General features: G+C 61.0%; 10 protein-coding genes, 2 tRNA genes and 6 pseudogenes. 11 read left to right on the top strand and 7 right to left on the bottom strand.

The features are described from left to right. Nucleotides 1-66: 66 nt before the first annotated feature. On the top strand, nt 67-318 hold the full coding sequence (locus CP556_RS02690) for a hypothetical protein (RefSeq protein ID WP_098724212.1): 252 nt from the start codon (nt 67-69) through the stop codon (nt 316-318). Nucleotides 319-966: 648 nt separating this feature from the next. Here CP556_RS02690 and CP556_RS02685 read toward each other — a convergent pair. After that, nucleotides 967-3,834 carry an MMPL family transporter gene (locus CP556_RS02685; protein WP_255291391.1) on the bottom strand — a complete coding sequence of 956 codons (2,868 nt, stop codon included), beginning with the start codon at nt 3,832-3,834 and terminating at the stop codon, nt 967-969. A gap of 276 nt (nt 3,835-4,110) precedes the next feature. Between CP556_RS02685 and CP556_RS02680 the strand changes: the two genes are divergently transcribed. Continuing rightward, complete coding sequence (locus CP556_RS02680; RefSeq protein ID WP_098724211.1) at nt 4,111-4,752, top strand: helix-turn-helix domain-containing protein; 642 nt, start codon at nt 4,111-4,113, stop codon at nt 4,750-4,752. Nucleotides 4,753-4,860: 108 nt separating this feature from the next. Here CP556_RS02680 and CP556_RS02675 read toward each other — a convergent pair. From CP556_RS02675 to CP556_RS25760, 4 genes and pseudogenes are all read right to left on the bottom strand, one after another. Next, nucleotides 4,861-5,022 (bottom strand): annotated as a pseudogene (locus tag CP556_RS02675) (acetolactate synthase large subunit); the annotation flags it as partial. A gap of 362 nt (nt 5,023-5,384) precedes the next feature. Next, nucleotides 5,385-5,455, bottom strand: a tRNA-Gly gene (locus tag CP556_RS02670). A gap of 108 nt (nt 5,456-5,563) precedes the next feature. Further along, nucleotides 5,564-6,265 carry a class I SAM-dependent methyltransferase gene (locus CP556_RS02665; RefSeq protein ID WP_098724210.1) on the bottom strand — a complete coding sequence of 234 codons (702 nt, stop codon included), beginning with the start codon at nt 6,263-6,265 and terminating at the stop codon, nt 5,564-5,566. Between the two features lie 413 nt (nt 6,266-6,678). After that, nucleotides 6,679-6,876, bottom strand: coding sequence for a hypothetical protein (locus CP556_RS25760; protein WP_176548103.1), 198 nt, complete (start codon nt 6,874-6,876; stop codon nt 6,679-6,681). A gap of 408 nt (nt 6,877-7,284) precedes the next feature. Between CP556_RS25760 and CP556_RS02655 the strand changes: the two genes are divergently transcribed. The 3 genes and pseudogenes from CP556_RS02655 to CP556_RS27510 all read left to right on the top strand — a co-directional run. Next, nucleotides 7,285-7,356, top strand: a tRNA-Ala gene (locus CP556_RS02655). Between the two features lie 472 nt (nt 7,357-7,828). Next, a pseudogene (locus CP556_RS27515) lies at nt 7,829-8,059 on the top strand (DUF7845 domain-containing protein); the annotation flags it as partial. A 77-nt stretch (nt 8,060-8,136) separates the two neighbouring features. Then, nucleotides 8,137-8,631: pseudogene (locus tag CP556_RS27510) on the top strand (DUF7845 domain-containing protein); the annotation flags it as partial. A gap of 81 nt (nt 8,632-8,712) precedes the next feature. On the opposite strand, the pseudogene CP556_RS27505 reads toward CP556_RS27510, so the two are convergent. Continuing rightward, nucleotides 8,713-9,150: pseudogene (locus tag CP556_RS27505) on the bottom strand (helix-turn-helix domain-containing protein); the annotation flags it as partial. Nucleotides 9,151-9,662: 512 nt separating this feature from the next. Between CP556_RS27505 and CP556_RS02645 the strand changes: the two are divergent. From CP556_RS02645 to CP556_RS02635, 3 genes and pseudogenes are all read left to right on the top strand, one after another. Further along, the gene (locus CP556_RS02645; protein ID WP_098724208.1) at nt 9,663-14,732 is read left to right on the top strand and encodes a multicopper oxidase domain-containing protein; all 5,070 of its coding nucleotides are present in this window, start codon (nt 9,663-9,665) and stop codon (nt 14,730-14,732) included. Between the two features lie 726 nt (nt 14,733-15,458). Next, the gene (locus CP556_RS02640) at nt 15,459-16,787 is read left to right on the top strand and encodes a CHRD domain-containing protein (RefSeq protein WP_141551624.1); all 1,329 of its coding nucleotides are present in this window, start codon (nt 15,459-15,461) and stop codon (nt 16,785-16,787) included. Nucleotides 16,788-17,067: 280 nt separating this feature from the next. Then, nucleotides 17,068-17,337: pseudogene (locus tag CP556_RS02635) on the top strand (glycoside hydrolase family 15 protein); the annotation flags it as partial. Nucleotides 17,338-17,401: 64 nt separating this feature from the next. On the opposite strand, the pseudogene CP556_RS26520 reads toward CP556_RS02635, so the two are convergent. Further along, nucleotides 17,402-17,566, bottom strand: a pseudogene (locus CP556_RS26520) (cupredoxin domain-containing protein); the annotation flags it as partial. A 480-nt stretch (nt 17,567-18,046) separates the two neighbouring features. Here CP556_RS26520 and CP556_RS02625 point away from each other — a divergent pair. The 3 genes from CP556_RS02625 (at nt 18,047) to CP556_RS25170 (ending at nt 19,750) form a co-directional block, all read left to right on the top strand. Further along, a complete protein-coding gene (locus CP556_RS02625) occupies nt 18,047-18,598 on the top strand; it encodes a helix-turn-helix domain-containing protein (RefSeq protein WP_098724206.1) in 552 nt (183 codons plus the stop codon). A gap of 110 nt (nt 18,599-18,708) precedes the next feature. Beyond that, nucleotides 18,709-19,017, top strand: coding sequence for a DUF2071 domain-containing protein (locus CP556_RS02620; protein WP_255291390.1), 309 nt, complete (start codon nt 18,709-18,711; stop codon nt 19,015-19,017). Nucleotides 19,018-19,471: 454 nt separating this feature from the next. Continuing rightward, the gene (locus CP556_RS25170) at nt 19,472-19,750 is read left to right on the top strand and encodes a hypothetical protein (RefSeq protein ID WP_176548102.1); all 279 of its coding nucleotides are present in this window, start codon (nt 19,472-19,474) and stop codon (nt 19,748-19,750) included. Nucleotides 19,751-19,803: the final 53 nt, after the last annotated feature.

The following is a 19,803-nucleotide window of genomic DNA, read 5'->3' as shown; positions in this document are numbered from 1 at the left end:
GTATTCGGCAGCCTCAACCGTTTATACGCCGGGTAATTATCTAGCTCGTGCGCCGATAGTCGCGTCATGGCTTCGAATCAGACCGTTGAGCTGGACCGCGATGACCACGAATCGATCGCACTCCCGTCGGAACTCGTTTCGCGGATCGAATCTCGAGTTCCCAGAAGCGACTTCGACTCGGCCGACGAGTACGTGACGTTCGTCGTTGAAGAGGTCCTGGCCACCGTCGAAGCCGAAACCGAAACGGACGACTACGAGGCGGAAGCGCAGGACGAAGTCGAAGCGCGCCTCGAGTCGCTGGGCTACCTCGAGAGTTAGCGATTCGTCACCGCCGGTGGCTCCGTTCGGGGCCGAGTCGGTCGAAGTCTGCTCGAAGACGGTCGCGTTCGCTCCGCTCGCGCCCCGGGACGTCCGTAATTTCAAATCTCGTTTCCGATCCTACTCGCTCGCGAGTTCGTTTGCGACAGAATGTGCGGATCGGGAGTGGTTCAAATCCCGCTATCGCGCATTTTCTCCTCACGTCCGTTTTCCGTGAGGCGATGGTCAACGAGCGTTCGGCCGACGTAGAGAGGGAAAAGAAGGTACCTCATCCCGAAGACCATCGGACAACCAAAACCGAACAGGCCGATCAACCGGCGGTTTGCTGGCTGGCGTCGACGGAGGGCACAAGGAGGAACGCGACGAACGACCCCGCGCTGGCAATGGTAAACCGTTGCGTCCATCGTTGAAGGCCAGCGGAGGTAGTCGTGGTGGGTTATGATGCACCGGTTATGAAAGTGATTTGATCGGTACATATCCGCCTACTTCACTTCGATGGGGTTTATCATACGTTCGGCCTCCTGATCGATGGATGTGACAAGACAACCAGTGATCTCGTCCATGACGAAACCAAACTAGCATACATCTGACAATGCCGAAAGCGGGAACGTCACAGGGCGGACTGTTTAGACCGGATGGCGGGTTGGTCTATCGCCTAGGGACATCACTGTTGGTCTCGGCCGCCGCACCACACGAGTCTGTATCCGTACCCTCGCCGCGACCCACGAGCCGAGCCCAGACGACCAATAGACTTGGAAGGACGAACACGCTTGCAAGGAAGGCGAAGACGATGGTGAGCGCAGTAATAAGGCCGAATGACTGGAGGAACGGAAGTATCGCGACGAGCAACACAGCAAATCCGCTGGCAGTCGTCACTGCACTCGAGAGCAGTGCGCCGCCAGTACCACTCACAGTCTCGTGCAGTGCCGCCGCGACTGTCTCCGTCTCCTCGAGTTCCTGGTTAAACCGTTCGCTGATGTGGAGACTATAGTCCACTCCGAGTCCGATGGTAAGTCCGGTGATCATGCCAGTGACGATATTGAACGGGATATCGAGCAGCGCCATCGTTCCGAGTACCCATGTCAGGGTGAACGCGACAGGAACGATCGTTATGACTCCGAGTGAGGCGCTCCCCTCAGTGAACCGGTAGGCGGCCGTAAGGACGACGAGTACCGACACAAGCGCGACCACCAGACTCATGAAGGCTGTCTCCGCGAGCTGATCAGCCGTGATCTGGTTCACGATGGTGTCCCCCGTTGCGATCGTTGAAACGCCCTCGCCGTCGACGTCCTCAGCGATCCACCCCATCTGGTCACGGACGGTTTCGTCTTCAGCACTCCCGTCGACCATTACAACCATCCGAATCGCCCGGTACTCGCCGTCATCACGGTAGATGACATTCTCTGCCTCTTCGGGCGCGATTCGGTAGAGTTCTTCGTAGACGGTGGCCACGTTTTCGTCCGGGACACCATCGTTATCGGTATCGGCGGCCGCGAGCGTCGCGTTGAACGAGTCGTTCTCCGCCGCGACTCGATCCATCACCGTTATCGGATCAGTGATCGCGGCCTCGCCACCGATGTACGTCTCCGTCGTATCCATGCTGCTGGCGTTCTTCCGCGCCGAGTTGAGGCGATCAAGCGTTGCGGGGTCGGCTACGTCACCCCTGACGAGTATCGTCGTCGTTGTATCCTGTCTAATAAAATCAGAGTCGAGCGTGTCAATTGCCGTTTCTGCCGTGTACGTTCCCGGTGCAATCGGGCCGGGTAAGTTCTTCAGCCAGTCGTCGGGGTCCTCCGCCAGGAAGTCGGACTGCTCGAAGCTGGCGTTGATTCCCGTCGCACCGTAAACGCCCACACTACTAACGAGGAGTGCGACAATGATAACGACGTATGGGGCCGTCGTTGCGAGTGTCGCACCGGTATCGAGGAGGCGACTGATTAATCCGGTCCCAGTCCCGACTGCCGGTTTCACACGGTCAACACCGCGGCTCTCGAGCAGCTCGTCGAGTTCGACCTTCAGCGCAGGGACGAAGACGCCGAAGATGAGTAGTGTGGCAACGATCCCGATCGCGCTAACGATCCCGAGTTCACGGAAGACTGCCAGCGGACTCGTGAGGTTTGAAAGGAAGCCGATGACAGTCGTTGTAGTCACGTAAACGAGCGCGACACCGACACTACCGAGTGCGACGGCCATGGCGCGACTGGGTGCCGTTTCACTGGACCCGCGGGCCTCGCGGTAGCGCATCACGACGTGGAGCCCGTAGTCGATGGAAAGCCCGGTGAGAAGAACGAGAACGACGATGAACGGCTGGCTGAACGCGATGTCGAACCACCCCATTGCACCGAACGTCCACGCGAGGACGAGGACGATTCCGAGGAGTCCGAGCAGGATGTCGGGCAAGTCCCTGTAGACGACCACGAGGACGAGCAGGACGAACGCGACGGCCAGCGGCCCGACCAGCAGGACGCTGTCGACCATTGAGTCAATAATCTCCGTGGACACGATGCCATCCCCGTAAATCAGGACAGACATAGAGTCGTCGTCCGGTGCGAGGTCTGTCATGGCCACTTGGGAGTCCTCAATCTCGTCGGGCGCGTCACCCGGCGCAAACGAGCCACCAGGTGTCTCCTGGGACACCACGAGCAGTGTCGCGTTGGCTTCGGTTGATCCCCGCTCGTAATAGTCGGGCATGAACGCGAGCGCCTGTGTCGATCGACTCGTGTTTCCAGTGAGTACGTTGGTAACGATTCCATCGACCTGTGACTCGTTCAGCGACCGGAGTTCGTCGATTTGAGTACTGAGAGAGGGGTCGAGATTGCTCAGGCGCTGCTTGTCCTCGGAGAGGGCCGCGTACTCTTCGGCCAGTATACGTTGCGTGACGTTCCCGTCACCGTCTCCGGTCCCGTTTTGGCCGTCGGTAGTCGCGTTCTCATCAGTCGCCGCGCGACGCTCCTCGACGGCGTTCGTAAAGAGCGCGTACTCCGTCTCGGTGAGATTTATCGACGTGTTCGCGTTGACATCCTCGAACGCCGGTCGGATGCTGGCGTTCGGGTTATGAGCGAGCGAATCGAGGGTAGCGTCGAGCGTCGATTCCGTCTCGGAGAGTTCGCGCTCACGGGTTCGAAGCTCCTCGGCTTGGTCGTCACGGAACGCCGTAGTTGCGATCAGATTCGCGACGCTCCGCGTGGAGTCGTTCTCGACGAGTGTGCCGTTGACCGTTTCGTTGTTCCGTACTGTTTGCTCGTATTCGAGTATCGAAACGAGTGTCTCCTTGTCGAGGACGTCATCGTCTTGGACGATGATCTGTGCAGACGTCGTGTTCGTCGTGCCCGCAGAGAAGTTCCCCTCGGAGTAATCGAGCGCGTCAGCTTCGTCAGCATCAGTCTGGAACTGATCAAGCGAAGTCGAGCGTTCGACCATTGGGATCCCGGCGACAATGACGGCCGATGCGATGAGCATGACTGCGATCACGAGACGAGCGTTTTCCGTGATCTGCTCGCTTATACCGGGCGTCATTGTGAACTCGTCCGTTGGTTTGACATTTCTGTGATTGTTTGTAATTCAAGAAATACCAGCCTGTCCGTGTCGTGGAAAAGACTATCGATACCATAAAAGGAAACAACCCTGGATTCAGCTTGTAGTACGCTAAACGCCTCATGAGCTGTGATTTCCAGCATTATGTATGAGTGCGAGTCTATACCGGTTAGTCGCTAGTGCGAACCATTGAGCGTATCACGAACATATTAGTGACTGGTGTTATTCAGAACAATTCCCGACGAGGAGTTACCCTCAATGCCACACGCGAAACTCACGATCGATCTCCCAGAGCACATCTGGATTGGAGATCTCTCGGCTACCCATCCGGAGTTAGTGTTCCAAGTTGTCACAAGTATCGTCGGAAAAGACACCGGCATCGGACTCATCCGGCTTACCGCCACCGATCCGCTGCCGATCATTACCGACATTCAGGCCCGCGATGACATCGATAGCCTCGAACTGCTCTGGAAACACGACGACGAAGCGCTCCTCCAGATACAGACGTCGAACCCCCTCCCACTCCTCCCGATCTGGCGAGCTGGCGTTCCGCTCAAGATGCCGTTCGACATCCAGAACGGGCAGGCCACGTGGAACGTGACTACATCGAACGACCGCCTTTCGAGCCTCCGTACACACCTTGATGATCTCGGAATCGGATTCACTATTGAACACATTCGTGATATTGATACGAGTCAGGCGGATCGATTGCTAACTGACCGCCAGCAAGAGGTGTTGGCAACGGCCGCCGAAGAGGGATATTATCAGGTGCCACGGGAATCGACGTTAGGCGACGTAGCTGACACTCTCGGAATCGCAAATGCCACGTGTAGCGATGTTCTCCATCGTGCCGAGGGCCACATCATTCACTGGTTTATAAATGAACATATGGAAGTGTAACACCTCCATCACGAGTACGTCGATAGACACCTACCGTGGTCGTTAAAATCACATCGAAGAGTAGTTTCAGACAGCTCCAATGTGAGTTGACCGGTGCCAAACGTGGTGGTCTTCCGGCAGTTCGAGATGGGGCGCGCCGGGCTTCTCGTACTCCGCCGTTTTGAAGGCCTTCCGGACCGATTCGTGGACGATGTTCGGCTCGTTAAGCCGGGCGTTCCACTTCGTAACCGGATCGAACATGTCGACGACATCGATGGCCTGATGACTCTCCGTGCTCCGGAACCACAATGACTCCATCGACCTTGTCACGTTCATCCTGCAAAAGCCCCTACCTCCGATTCCGCGAAAACCGGGGAACTGCTGACTACACCTCTAGTATGACTGAAATTTTTTACATCTCTGGGACGGCTCCGGGGTGCGATACGCCAACCCACGTTGTAAGCTTCGAATGGCATGGTCGGGTCATTGCTGGAAAGCCGGAAAACCAACGAGCGAACGGCTGAGGAGTGCGCGGACCGGGATTTGAACCCGACTGCGAGACGGTCGTCCTCACTTCGTTCGGACGCTGCGACTCGCGTGCTTCAAATCCCTCGTACGATTGCTGTCGCTCGCGAATTTGCTTGCGACAGCAATGCGCGGACCGGGATTTGAACCCGGGCCATGAGCTTGGAAGGCTCAGGTCCTACCACTAGACCATCCGCGCGCATTCTCGGATTTTCGTTCCACGTTTAAGGCTCTTCCTTTTCCTCGTGGCTGCCCGCTGGCGATCAACGTCGCCGGTGGGGACGAATTAGCCACCTTCGAAACGGGACTATTCGGTCGTCCCAGTGCCCGCGACCGTCGCATAACAGTTCCCGCTCGAGAGTTCCCACTCGAGTACCTCGAGGTCGCTATCGATGAGATCGGTCTCGAATTCGTCAGGGGCGTAGATATGGTAGAATCGGTCGACCGCCTCGCCGTCGGGGAGAGTCCACTCGACCGTCGTATCGAACCCCTCGGTTTCCTCGAACCGGTCGTGGGCGGTCGACCACGCGCTGACCAAGGCGCGGCCGTCGGGGGCGAGTACCCGCGCGAGGTCGTCCAGACTCGCCCGGCGGGCCGCCCGCGTCGGCAGGTGGTGCAGTGTCGCAACGTAGATCGCGATATCGATGCTGTCGTCGGCCAGCGGGAGTGTCGACGCGTCCCCCTGAACCAACTCGACGTCGAAGTTGCGCTCGAGCGCGCGCTCCCGGCCCGTCTCGAGCAAGCCGCGGCTGACGTCGAGGCCGATGACCGTCTCGAGGCGGGGCTCGAGGAGCTCGGCGTGGCGACAGTTGCCGCAGCCGAGATCGAGTCCGACGCCGGCGCGGTCGGTCGCGTGGGCGTCGACGAAGGCCTCGACTTCGGGCCAGGCGTACTCCCGCGTGGACGCGAAGTGGGTCGCGATCCGGTCGTAGGTGTCCCGCACGTCGGCGCGGCGGGTGCGCTCGTCGTCGTGACTGTGAGTTCGATCGCGACCTTGATCCCCGGCCATCGTCGGGTTTCGTCGACGAACCCGCAAAAAATGTTCGTAACCTCTCGAGGATTCGTATTTAGATCCTCCTGTGAGTACCCTCTACCCACTACGAACATCACGAAAGCCCCTGCCGCGCTCGACCGTCCGGGCCTCGCTTCGCTCCTCGCTCCCATCGGTCGCTCCGGTGCTTGCGTCGTCCGGGACGGATCGACCGCGACAGCCCCTTTCAGTCCCACCTGTATCGGCTGACCGGGATGCCACCGCGGGTGGGACTGAAAGGGGCTGCTGGCTCCGGGAAGACGGACGACGCAAGCACGCGACCGACGGGAGCGCGCAGCAAGTCCCTCGACCGGAGCCAGCAGGGGCTTTCGTCGTGGTTTCGGACAGTCCCGTCTCTGCGGTTCTCTGGGAAATCGGTACACCAGTCCGTATCAGAGCCACTGGACCTGGCCGGGGCTGAGCCGACAGCCACACGGACCCGCGATATGCTCCATCGGCCCGCGAGTCGTGACCGTGATCACCGCGTCGTCGCACTTCGGACACGGCGGAAAACTCGAGCGCTCGTCTCGATCGTCGTCGCCGTCACCGGCGGCTCCGGGATCGCTCGAGCCCGAGTCGCGGTCGGTCATTGCGGCTCTCCGTTCGCGTTTCGGGCGTCGTGACTCGAGGGTCGGCGATCGTGGCGGTACTGGTGTCGTCGTGCGAGGCGTTTATGTCTCGGTAGAAGTAATTGAATCATGGCTTGCAAACCGTGCCGTTTGGAAGCCACGCTTCGGGTGCTGTAACACCCGGGGCATTTTAACGCATGCCCCCGCGTTCGGAACCGTCGCTTCCGTTCCGATACTGTTTGTACTGTAACTTATAGCTACTGGAATAAACGGTCTGCGTCGTGTTTCGGCACGTTGGTGGGTATTCGAGTGGGCTCGGACTCGCTCGAGGAAGGGGAGTTAGATTCGTGTGAATGCGGGACTGTGACGGGGACTCGAGGAATTCGAGGGGTTTATCTATTCCCGTCGGAAAGTGAGAGATGCGCTCGAGGGCTTGTAGATCAGCGGTAGATCACTCCCTTGGCATGGGAGAGGCCCCGGGTTCAAATCCCGGCAAGTCCACTCGTAATTAAATACCATAGAGAGGGTTCTATACCGCAAGGTAGAACCTTCAAAACGTCTGGGTTTGTCACTTTTGGGCTGACGACTATTCCCTCACAGAATAGAGTTCAACAGAAAATCGTATGCAGGCAGACGCCTGTTGGCGGTTTTTTGAGGGAATCGAGGTGGTTTGCGTGATTTGTCGCCTGACCGGCGACTATCATTCGCCACTGATCTGTGAGTTCTGCGGTTGCGAAATCGACTATCCGAAAAAGCGCTGCCGGGCGCTCGAGGATGGGAGGTGTCAGCCGTGACTCGAAAGGAAATCGCGAGAGCCGGTCACTCGTCCAAAGTTATCTCGGCTCTCTGCGGCGCACTGCTCCGATCTCCGGGAGCAATCACCCGACACATAGCGGAGGTGATCGGGCGTGCAAAATGACCGCGCGATCCGGTTTGAAATTTCCGCTACCCGCATACAGCGGCTCACAGTTGGGTGGTCGCTGTGAGCGCGCGGAAGTTCCTGCGGTTCCAGTGCCACGAGTTTGACGGTCACTTCCATCTCATTCGGGATGGGTTGAAGCCGTACTACGCACTTACGGACGTCCGGAAGAACCACGACTGGACCAATGACGGAAAGCCGTCCACCACTTTCGAGTCTGGTGGCGAGACCTGGCGGGTCTGTCTTGACTATGACAACCAGTCAATCCTTCCGTGGGATGATTTGTCCTATAATCTCGAGACGGCGTATCTGTACCGGCTCTATTCCGTCCGTGAAGACGAGACGTACGACGACGATGTCCAATGGACTGGTCCCGTCAAAGACGTAAATGGCTACATGGACCTCGGCGCGCCGTACGTCGATGCACAGGTCAGGGATCGAACATCGAGTTCGATCGCTACTCCGACTTACTCGCAGAAGCAGCGGCGACGTTTGGGATCACGCGACGGTACTTCGACGAGTTCTACAAGACGAGCAACATCGTCGACGCAGCAGTGTCTGTTCGACTGCTCCGGTCGAAGTCCGGTCCGATCTATGCGGCGGACGGTCCGATCGCCCGGATACATTCGCTCTTAGAATCTGATCGCTCTGGGTATCGGAAACACGTCGAAGACAATCTCGACCGCCCCGGTGACTACGTGACCAGTGTCGGCAACGATCAGCGGGCCGGACAGATCGTCCGAGTCCATGAGAGCGGAAAGGAGGCCAAGCACTACTATATGAAGGATCCCGACAATTACGATCCTGACGAGTTCGGGTGGCATCCCAAACTCGAGGTCGGATATCAAACGAGCGTCACTGATCAGACTGTCTACTGGCAGCGGGATGACGACGAACTCGGCCGCGAGCTCTGCGAGGCTCACTGCTCGCGGTTCACGGAAGTATCCCCGTGCGTAGGCCAGTGCCAGCGTTTCGCGCTGGATATCGGTAAGTCCGTACGACCTCGTCGGTTCCGGGTCGACGAGATGGCGGATCCGCACGAGATCGATCTCGATGTCGTGTGCCGTACAGTACCGCTGAAAGGTGCGGACACAGGAGTGGTCCGCGAACCGCAGTTCGAACTGCCACTCCACCGCGGAGCCCGTCGCCTCGAGGACGGTGGCCACCGCCGTCTCGATGCCGGTGATGACGCCGTCCACGTCCTCGGCCCACTCGGCGCGGAACAGCGTCCGATCTCCGACCGTGTCGACCGCCGTCAAGCGCTCTATCGCCGGTTCCGTCCGCGCGGCCGCCGAGAAAGCGTCCACGTCGGACTCCGTCCCCGTCACCCAAAAAAGGGCAGCACGGCCTCGCCGACGGGATCGATCCGTTATCATTCGCGGTTCCAGCGGACACTGACCGGTGGTGCGCCGACGGTATCTCCGCCGTACAGTTCGGAACGGACTCGTCGTGAGGAGTTATGCTACCGGTTACTTCGCTGGCGACGCGCGTGATTCCGTCGTCCGCTCGCACCGCTCCATGTCTCTCTCCAAAACACCAACTGGATGTCACTATCTCCTTGTTGTGTTCCCCTACCTGTGAATGTCGGTATCTCGCCGATATCGACCGGCCGCTGACGATTTCGCGTCCGTTCTCGAGACGAAACGGCAATGCCTTTGCGAACATTTCTGGAAGAATCGCACGACACAGCCGGGATGCCGTGACGAGAGACTGGTTCTTCGTCGCGAAATGTGTTCGAATCCCGTCTTTCAGTAATTGCTGAAAATAGCGGATTCTAGCCTCGAAGGAGTCAGGAAGTCCGTACGTTTCGGAAGGAATCATATTACAATACCTGATATTCCGGTACCGGATCCTGTGTTAGCAGACACTCACACGAGAGCTATTTAGCATGGATCCGGACAATACGAACAAAACGGAAGAGGAGAACCGACTGCCGAGCAGTCTCGACTTCCCGACGAGACGATCGTTCCTCAAGGGGTCGGCCGCGTCCGCAGGGATGCTGGCCGCAGCGGGGTGTCTCAACGGCGATTCCGCCAGTAACGGCGACAAGACGGAGACGATACCGGGCGACGAACCGGCGCCGGGCGGACAGGTCCGACAGTTCACCGTCCACGCGATCGAGACCGACGTCGTCTACAACGCGTTCGGGCTTCATCAGCCCAAGGCGACCGTCTACGTCCTTGAGGAGAATCTCGTGGAGGCACTGGCCGCCTCGGACGTGACGCCCGACGACGCCTTCGCGGATCTGCCGGACGACGCGCGCGATAAGAAGCGTCAGAAGAAAGACTACCACCGCGACGATCTCAATAAGAAAGAGCGGAAGAAAGCGGAGAAGAAACTCGAGACGGCGGAGAAGGAGATCGAAGAGGCGAAGAAACGCAAGGAGAAGGCGAAAAACGACAAGGAGCGCAAGAAAGCGCGGAAGGCGCTCCACCGAGCGCGCAAGAAGAAGGCGAAAGCAAAGCGGAAGCTGGGCGACGTCGACACGTCAGTCCTGCAGCCGCTGACGATCCGCGCGAACGTCGGCGACGTGTTCGAGATCGAGTTCGTCAACCACCTCGATCGGCACGCCTCGATGCACCAGACGGCGCTGCCCTACCAGGTGACCGAGTCCGACGGCGCGAGCGTCGGCGACAACCTGGACACGACCGCGGCTCCCGGGGAGACGGTCAGCTACGAGTGGTACGCCACCCACGAGGGGACTCACTTCTTCCACGACCTCGCCAATCCGGCGTTCGACAGCGCCGACGCGCCGCCCGAGGAGGCTAACCTCGTCTCCCGCGGCCTGTTCGGCTCGGCCGTCGTCGAGCCGCCGGAAGCGACGTGGACTCATCCCGAGACCGGCGAGGAACACCGTAGCGGCGTCCGCGCGGACGTTCACGTGCCCGGCGAGGACGAGCCCGCCCACCGGGAGTTCATCATCCACTACCACACCCCGGAGGGAGTCTACCCCGCCGACGGCAGGGAGCTGATCTGGCCCGGCTCCGACGAGCCCCAGACGGTCCACGCGATCAACTACCGGGCCGATCCGACCGGCATCAGGCTCGGCGAGGAGGGGCTCGAGCTCGTCGACGACCCCGATCCGGACGCCGAGGATGTCGAGGAGTACTTCTACAACTCCTGGATCTTCGGCGACCCTGGTGGCGGCGACAACGTCTACCGGACGTATCTGGGCGATCCGGTCAAGCTGGTCGCCGTCGGCGCGTCCCACGAGGAACGCCACTCCCACCACCTCCACGGCCACCGCTGGAAGGAAGTCGGCGAGCGCGAGGATGTCGACACCCTCGACGTGCAGAACCTCGGGTTCGGCGCGACCCACGAGACGAAACTGGTCACCGCCCACGGCGGCGTCGGCTTCTTCGACGTCCGGCCGATCGGCTTCGGCCCCGGAGAGGTGCCCGACCGGCTTGAGGACGGGCTGAACCTCGTCGACGACGAGTTGGACCTCGACGACGATGACGACGACCTCGAGGGGATCGCGGACCCGCTCGAGACGGTCCGGCCGGGGATGGACTGGGACGAGGCGTTCGACGTCGGTGCCGGCGGTGCCCACGGGTCCACCGGCGACTACCTGCTGCACTGCCACCTCTTCCCCCACTACGCCGAGGGAATGTGGGCGAGCATGCGCGTCTACGACAAAGTCCAGGAGGATCTCGAACTGCTCGAGGACAACGCGCCGCCGCTGGACGCGGACGACGAGACCCCCGGCTTCCCCGACTTCATCCCCGGGGAGCAGGGCGAAGCGCCGCCGAAGCCGCCGTACGATTTCATCCGCGATCCGACGCCCGAGGAGGCCGCGGCGCTCGGCGATATCGTTCCCGGCGCGCCGTACACTGATCCGTGCGATCCCGAGATCGCTCCCGAGGAGTTCGGCGGGCCGCCGGCGGGCGAGGACGCGCCGGTGCGCGAGTACAACATCGTCGCGCTCCCGGCCGAACTCGTCTACAACGACGCTGGCGACCACGACCCCGACGGGCAGGTGTTCGTCCTCAAAGAGGACGTCGCGGACGTCCTGACGGGGAAGATGAACCCCGAGCCGCTGGTAATTCGAGCCAACGTCGGCGATTGCGTCGACATTACGCTGACGAACCTGATGCCGTCGGGACGGTCGAACCACATCCACTTCGTCTCCTACGACGTGCTGGGCTCGGACTCGCTGGCCAACGGATTCAACTACGATCAGGCGGCCGAGCCCGGCGGCCAGATGACCTACCGCTGGTACGCCGACGAGGAGGGGACGATCCTCTTCCACGACCACATTGACGGGATCGACGAGGTCATGCACGGCCACTTCGCCGCGCTGATCGTCGAACCCGAGGACTCCGAGTGGTACGATCCCCACACCGGCGACCCGATCGAAGCTGGGACCCAGGCGATCGTCTCCCAGCCTGACGGCGAGGACTTCCGCGAATTCGCCCTGCTGTACCACGACTTCGCGCCACTTCGCAACCGGCAGGGCCAATTCGTCAACGAACTCGAGGAACACAATCGGAACGCCGGCGTGATGGCGATCAACTACCGGAACGCGCCCTACTACCGCCGCGGGCCCGATCCGGACCCGGCGTACGTCCACAGCTCGTACGTTAACGGCGATCCGCCGACGCCGGTGCTGGAGACCTACGACGGCGACCCGGTCCGGATCCGCGTGGTCCAGCCGGCCTACGAGGAGCAGCACAACTTCTTCATCGACGGGACCAAGATCACCCCGGCCGGTGCGAGTCCGGAGGATACGGCCTCGCAGGCCATCCACGTCGCCGAGGCGTTCACGTTCTTCCTCGACGCGGAGGCCGACGACCTGCCCAATCCGGACGGGATCCCCGTCTACGACCACCTCTACGGATCGGGCGTCACCGACGACCTCTGGGACGGGATGTGGGGCGTCCAGCGCGTCTTCGGCGCGAGCGTCGATCACCTGCAGCCGCTGCCCGACCGCGGCGCTCCGAAAGGGAAGATCACCGAGGACCAGCTCCGCGAGATGGGCCACCCGGCCCCGTTCCTTGACTGGAAGAAACTGGGCCGCAAGGCGTGGCTCACCTACTCCGAGGACGTCCAGCGGAAGTACGACCTCGGTAAACACGCCCTCGACGAGCAGTGGCAGCGCGATCTGGTCGAGGCGTTCGAGAAGACGAACCACGAGGGACTCCTCTCGAAACTCCTGTACGGCGACCTCACTCTCGAGGATATCCTCGCGGCGCTCGGGCTGACGCGCAAGGAACTGAAACACGAGACGGACATCGATCCGAAGCGGCTGAAAAAGCGCCTCGAGGAGTTCGACGGCGTGGGACGGCTCGACAAGCCGCCGTTCCCGGCGGACGAGCCGGCTCGTCAGAACCCCAACGTCGGCGAGATTCCGCCGCGGGCGCCCGAGCCGGGCGATCCGTGTCCCGACGGGTCGGTCGTCCGCGAGTACGACGTGACCGTCTTCCAGACGGACATCGTGTTCAACGAGTACGACGACCACGATCCCTATGGGATCGTGATCGCGCTCGACGAACACGTCGAGGAGATCCGGGCCGGCGAGCGCCCGTCCAAGCCGCTGACGCTCCGGGCCAACGAGGGCGACTGCATCCAGATCAACCTCACCAACGAGCTGCCGGTCGAGTTCGCCCCCGATCACGCCCACCCCGAGATGCGCACCCGGGAGCAGGACCTGAACATCGAGTGGGAGGAGTCCAACCGCGCCTCACTCAGCCCACAGCGGCTCGAGATGGACGCCCAGGGTTCGCAGGGTGTGACCATCGGGTTCAACTTCGACCAGACGATCCCGCCGGGCGAGACGATCACCTACCGCTGGTTCGCCGACGAGCTGCTCGGCACGTCCATCCTGTGGGACATGGCAGACGTGCGCGGCCACCGCCATCACGGCGCGTTCGGCCACCTGCACGTCGAGCCAGAGGGGTCGATCTGGCTCGATCCCGCCACGGCCGAGCCGCTGGCCGACCACGGCGATCGCTTCGCGCCGTCGATGACGACCGAGAGCATCATCGTGCCCGACGACGGCCCGGCGTTTCGCGAGTTCCCGCTGTCGTTCAGCGACGGCCGGTACATCGTCAACCGCGACGATCCTGACGACTGCGTCGTGCCGCCGGGACCGGACGACGACGCCGATGCGGCGTGTAACCAGATCCCGGACGATCCTGAGGATCAGGGCTACATGGCGATCAATAACCGCGCGGAGCCGTTCATCCGGCGGTTCCAGACCGGCCCGGACGACCAGCACCTCGTCTTCGACTCGGAGGTCCACGGCGACCCGGCTACGCCCGTGATGAACGCCTTCGTCGAGGATCCCATCCGGTTCCGCGTCAGCCACTCCGCCGACAAGGCTCGCGGGCTCGACTTCCATCTTGCCGCCCACCAGTGGCTCCGTGCTCAGGACGTCCCCGAGTCGGAAATCGTCGGCGTCGGCGACCAGTTCATGCCGGGCAGATCGCGCAAAATCGATCCGCTGGGCGGTGCCGGCGGCCTCGTCGACAGCGTCGGTGACCACATCTACATGGAGACGAAAATGCGCCGCCGCCTCGAGGCCGGCGCGTGGGGAATCTTCCGGGTTGGCGAGGACGACGACTTCGCCGAGCCGGTCCAACCGCTGCCGGATCGGATCGAGAAGAAGAAACTGAAGCCGGAGGCCCGCACCGGTTGGACCGTCGCTCGCGGCGACGCCACCGGCAACGGGACGACCGACGTGCTGATCGGCGTGCCCGGCAGCCGCATCGCCGGCGACGACGCCGGCGCGGCCTACCTATTCCACGGGCCGGTCGACGAGAGCGATCTCACCGACCTGTCGAACGCCGACGTCCAGTTCCTCGGAACGCCCGGGAAGCGAATTGGCTCCGCCGTCAGCATCAAGAAGAACGAAATCCGCCTCTCCGCGAAGAACGGAAAGCATCAGTACGTCTTCGACGGCACGAAGAAGCTACCGCCGTCCGTCGAAGTGGCCGACGCAGACGACGTTCGCTGACGAGGCGGTCACCCGCTCGTGACGCGGCGAGCGGTCGTTCCCACCCGCTTCTGTCCGAGCGGTCCTTGCTCTCCGATAGCCGACTGGAGACGCCTCGTTGAGCGGTACGGATCCGCGAAGGCGATGCCGCCGATCCGATACTCGGTATGCTGCTCGGCCTATCTACGGAGACGGCCGTACCACGACGCGCTCCGAACGGAAACGCGTTTTCGGACCACACTCCCCTCTCGAATTGACTCGAGTCGATCACGTAGTCGACGAACGGACCACGTGAGAGACGGTTCGCGAATCCGGCTTTTACGTTCGCATGACTGCCGGGCATCGAGCCCTGCCGAAAGACGGGACCTGAAAGGGTTTCAGGTGCGCCCTCGTGAGTAAATCAGACTCGAGGCGCATATTACGTATTCAGGCGAGTGTTCAAATAGAATCTGCCCGATTTCAGCGCTCGAGACCGTATAGTTTCACGGACATGTGGTGAAACGGGTGAAAACGGTCTACAAGCTATTCCGAACTGATAATCCCGAATTCATCTCAGTACTGGTGACCTCTACTACCGCCTGACTACCCCGCAGTACCTCGGTTTCCCATCTAGCAAGTGCCGCGGAGCTAGACGCGTATCACCGAAGAGAGGTGATGTGTCCGACATATCGACAGTCTCCGACACGTGGGGACTGCCTACTGGAACGATACGTCCCCCTCATTATCGTCGTCGCAGACCGGGCTGCCATGAGAGACGACTCATACCGGACTCTCGGAAACGATAGCTTTCGACGGACCTTCCTGCAGCTCGTCGCCACAACGGGCGCCGTTGCAGGAGTCGGCATGGCCGCGGCCACGCAGGAGGGTGGGAGCGAGTTCGCGTTCGACGGTGACGCGGACGGATGGATGGGCACTGCACCCGCGGCAATCAGCGGCGAGACGAACCCGACGCTGCAGGTACGGGCCGGTGAGACCTACACGTTTACCTGGACGAACGTCGACGGGGCACCGCACAACGTCGTGATCGCCGACGCCGACGGCAACGCGCTCGAGCGGACGGCGATTCTCGAGACGGAGGGCGAAACCCAGTCCCTCGAGTTCGAGGCGACCGCGGAGATGAGCACGTACTACTGTGAAGTACATCCAGACTCGATGCGCGGGGAGATCACGACGGGAGATGGGGCGGCCGCTGCTGGCGACGAGATGGCGATTTCGGAAGCCTTCAGCGCCGGCCAGCTCTCTGGCGAGCAGCAGACCGACCCCGTCGAGACGGCGGCGTCGGGAGCGGCCCTCTTCGGTCTCGGAGCGGACGGGAACGAACTCCACTACGTCCTGCTGGTCGCCGAGATCGAGAACGCCACGCAGGCGCATATCCACCTCGGCGGCTCCGACGAGGACGGCGACGTAGTCGCGTGGTTGTTCGGGCAACGAGACGAGCAGGACGCGTTCGCCGACCCGCTCGAGCAGGGGGTCTCGGGCAGCGGGCTCCTCGCGGAGGGGACGATCACGGGCGACGACCTCGTCGGCCCGCTCGAGGGCGAGTCGCTAGATGCCCTCCTCGACGAGCTGCGCGGAGAGACCGCGTACGTGAACGTCCACACCGAGGCGAACCCCGGTGGCGAGATCAGAGGTCAGACCGGGACCGCCGACGCGGCCACCGTGGAGTTCACCGAGCGCGTCGACGCATCCGTCACTGAAGGCGAGTCGATGCAGGTCGGTACGCAAATCTCTCTCGACGTGTCAGACTCGAACGGGGATGTTGCCAACCCGAACGACGCTCCGGGAGACGGCCCAGTGACGGGAGAAACGGAAGGCGACATCGAACTCACCCACGAGGGGACCGTCGCACCCGGAAACACCGTCACGATCACGGCGACCGCCGACGGCGAACCGGTCGTCGATGCCAATGTCGAAGTGGAGGACGGAGATGGCGACCGTCGACCTGCGGGCCAGACCGACGAGAGCGGACAGATCGAAGTTACGATCCCCGAGAGCGGTGACAGGGTTGGCGAACTTCGCGTTCGGGTCCGTAAGGGCGAACGCGAAGGGGAACTCGAAATCGAAGATAATGACTGAACAGTCTCGAGTACGGCCGATACCCACGCTACAGCGCATAATTTTTGCGCTAATAACCATAACTATGCCGTTTTCGTGATTTTTGTCCAGTATAGTCGCTGATTATCTTCGATCCCTCAGTTTCACGTGGCAGTTTGATAACCGCCGCTCCTTCATCATCGACAGTGCGTTCAATATCCAGTTAGTGACTCTTCACAAGATCCTGATAGTCGAGTAAGCCTGTTATCGGAGGTCGTAGTAATCCCTCTCGGAAGATGGCAGAGAACTCAAGGTGGGTGATATCGATGCGCTTGCTCTCTCTGGTCGCGTCGAAGAGGCGCAGTCTCGATTCGAGTCGCTGTGTTCGTACCTGAATCCGCTCGGACTCATCGTGGAGGAGATCGATCCGGAATCCGGTGCGCATCTCGGAAACTACCCACAGGCGTTCAGTCATATCGGCACCGTCAACAGGGCACTCTATCTCGGCTACATCGGCGGCCACGAGACGCCCGGTCCGGCACCGATGGGGATTCGACTCGGCGATCCGGTCGCGCTTCCCAGCGAGGAATAACGGACCGGCGCTCGAGCACCGGACCGACCCCGTGACGATGTCCAACCTCGGGACGGCGCTATCGTCAGCCAATCTCGATCGCGCCGCGCATACTCTGGGGATGGACCTGACAGTAGTACTCGGCCATTTCTTCGGTAGCCGTGAACGTGACCGTCTGTGTAGCCCCTTCGTCGTCGACGAGTTCGGACGCCTGAAGCTGGTCCCCGTTTTCGTCTTCGATCGCGAAGTTGTGCTGGAGTCCGTCGGCGTTCTCTCAGACGAGTACGTATTCGGTCCCCGCCTCGAGTTGGAGTGTCGGGTTCTCCGTGTCCGCGATGGCAGCTGGAGCCACCCCTTGCCAGGCCGATGCGGTACCTGCTAACTGAAAGTCGGCGTCTCCATCTGCCGATTCCTCAGCGTTCGACGCCTCCTCGTCCTCCTGGCCGGGGAACTCCCACTCGTCGAACGGGCCCTCGACAAGTAACGGCTAATATGATCTTACTAAATCCAGACCGTCGGAACGCCATTAGTCGCGGAATCGGCCGTCTTAATCGTTCAGTGTTCCCGAAACTATAGTAGTCACTGAACGTCACTGCACACTCGATCGTACGACAACTGTGCGATCAGTGTGTGAATCGTTTCAGTTGTTACTATAGGGACAGGATGGTTCGAAATACACTGCATCGAGACTGTTGCAACTGTTTTCTCCGCCGGTCTCGTACCGACAGCCATGTCATCACCCGACAGCGAGCTGGTTATCTACGAATGTTCGACCTGTGGCGACCTTCGATTGAGCGACGGGGACGCGAGATGTTGCGACGGAGCGATGGACACCGTTGAGACGACGGATCCGACCGAGTCACCGGATGTCGAGGAGATAATGCACGACGTATTCGATATCTCGCCGACTGAACTCGAGGTCTGTCGGCGAGTGATGGCCGCCGGCGAAACGACCATCGGCGAACTCGCCGAGACGATCGACCGCGACCAGAGCGTCGTCAATCGCCACCTGAATCATCTCGTCGATCTCGGCGTCGTCGCGAAGACGTCTCGCGTCCTTGCCGAAGGTGGCCGCGTCAACGTCTATTCGCCGCGTTCTGAGGAGGAAGTGCGACGCCAGCTCGAGCTCGGACTGTACGCGTGGTGTCTCGATGCGATCGAACTGCTCGAGGAGGTCAATGAGGTAAAGATCGCAATAATGGCCGAAAACGCGGAGGACGACGCGAGCGGCCTCGGCCGATCGATGGTCGATCGATTACTCGCTCGGGGCGACACCTCATGATCGAGTGACCGGTCACCGATCACAGAGCGATACAGGAAGAAATCGGTGGGTGCGGTCTGTTATTTTGAGACACGCGTATTGATTTGTTCGGATATTCGTTCATCAGCGCGGTGGAGAGCTACGCCTGCATCTCGCTCGACGTCGAGGCGGCCCCGGAGAGCGAAGGCGCCGACGGTCAGATTCGATTCAGCAGTCGGCGACGCCATCCCGGTCCCCGACCCGCTACATACGAGGCGGCCTACCGGCTGATCGACGAGCTGTTTTTGGCTCCCGACGGCTCGGTCCGGTATACGGACGTCGAACAGGAGCCCTGGCCGCTGTGTCCGGCCACCGCCGATATCGAGATGAATACGGTGTTGGCCGCCGACGGCTTCGCGCACCCGGAGTCCGAGCCGGTGTACTTCTATAGTAGCCACTGAAACGATTCACACACTGATCGGACAGTTGTCGGTCGATCAGGCGTACAATGACGTTCAGTGGCTACTATACAGGTAGGGCCTCGATGTCGTCGAATCGCCGGGTAAACGACTCGAGGTGCGGGAGTAATCAAGTCCGAATGAGAACTGATCGACGGCACCCAGCCGTTCCCCCTTTGAAACTCCACGTCGACGCGTCGAGTGCGCAACCGTCGTAGTCGGCCAGCGGCAGCCGGTAGCATGCGTCCCGGCGAGAGACGGGCCGTCCGTGTCGACTGGACGGATCGAATGAGGTGGTCCTCTATCCGATTCACAGATTGAATTTTTGGGAAAATTTCATCCATCTCTCTGGATAAATCACTCTCGCATGGCGAATGGAGAAGGCAGTAACGTAACCCGTCGAACCGTCTTGCGATCGACCGGCATCGTGTTGGCTACTGGTGTCGGTTCCGTAGCAGTGACTGGCAGCGCTGCCGCGGCCAGTCCATTCGAAGTCTGCGATCAGGTGCAGGTGTGGCCCGATCAGGGGAACGCGGCCCCCGGTTGGGAGAACAGAGATCGGTCGGGCGACTATCAGCTTATCGATCAGGGATACGCTGGCATCGTCAGAGAGGTCGACTCGTCCAACAGCACGGTCAGAGTCGACTGGCACCACTACGACTACGACTGGTGGATGTGGGTCGGTTTCCTCCGCGAAATCGATCCGCCGCAGTACCGCGAACCGCCGTGTGCATAACGGCCATCGGCTCGTTTTTTCTCGAGATCGAGCCGAGCAGCACGGAGACCGTC

The sequence above is a fragment of the Natrinema sp. CBA1119 genome (assembly GCF_002572525.1).
In the GTDB taxonomy this organism is placed as follows: domain Archaea; phylum Halobacteriota; class Halobacteria; order Halobacteriales; family Natrialbaceae; genus Natrinema.
Note: the sequence above shows the minus strand (reverse complement) of the source record. Positions and strands in the feature narration are given on the sequence as shown.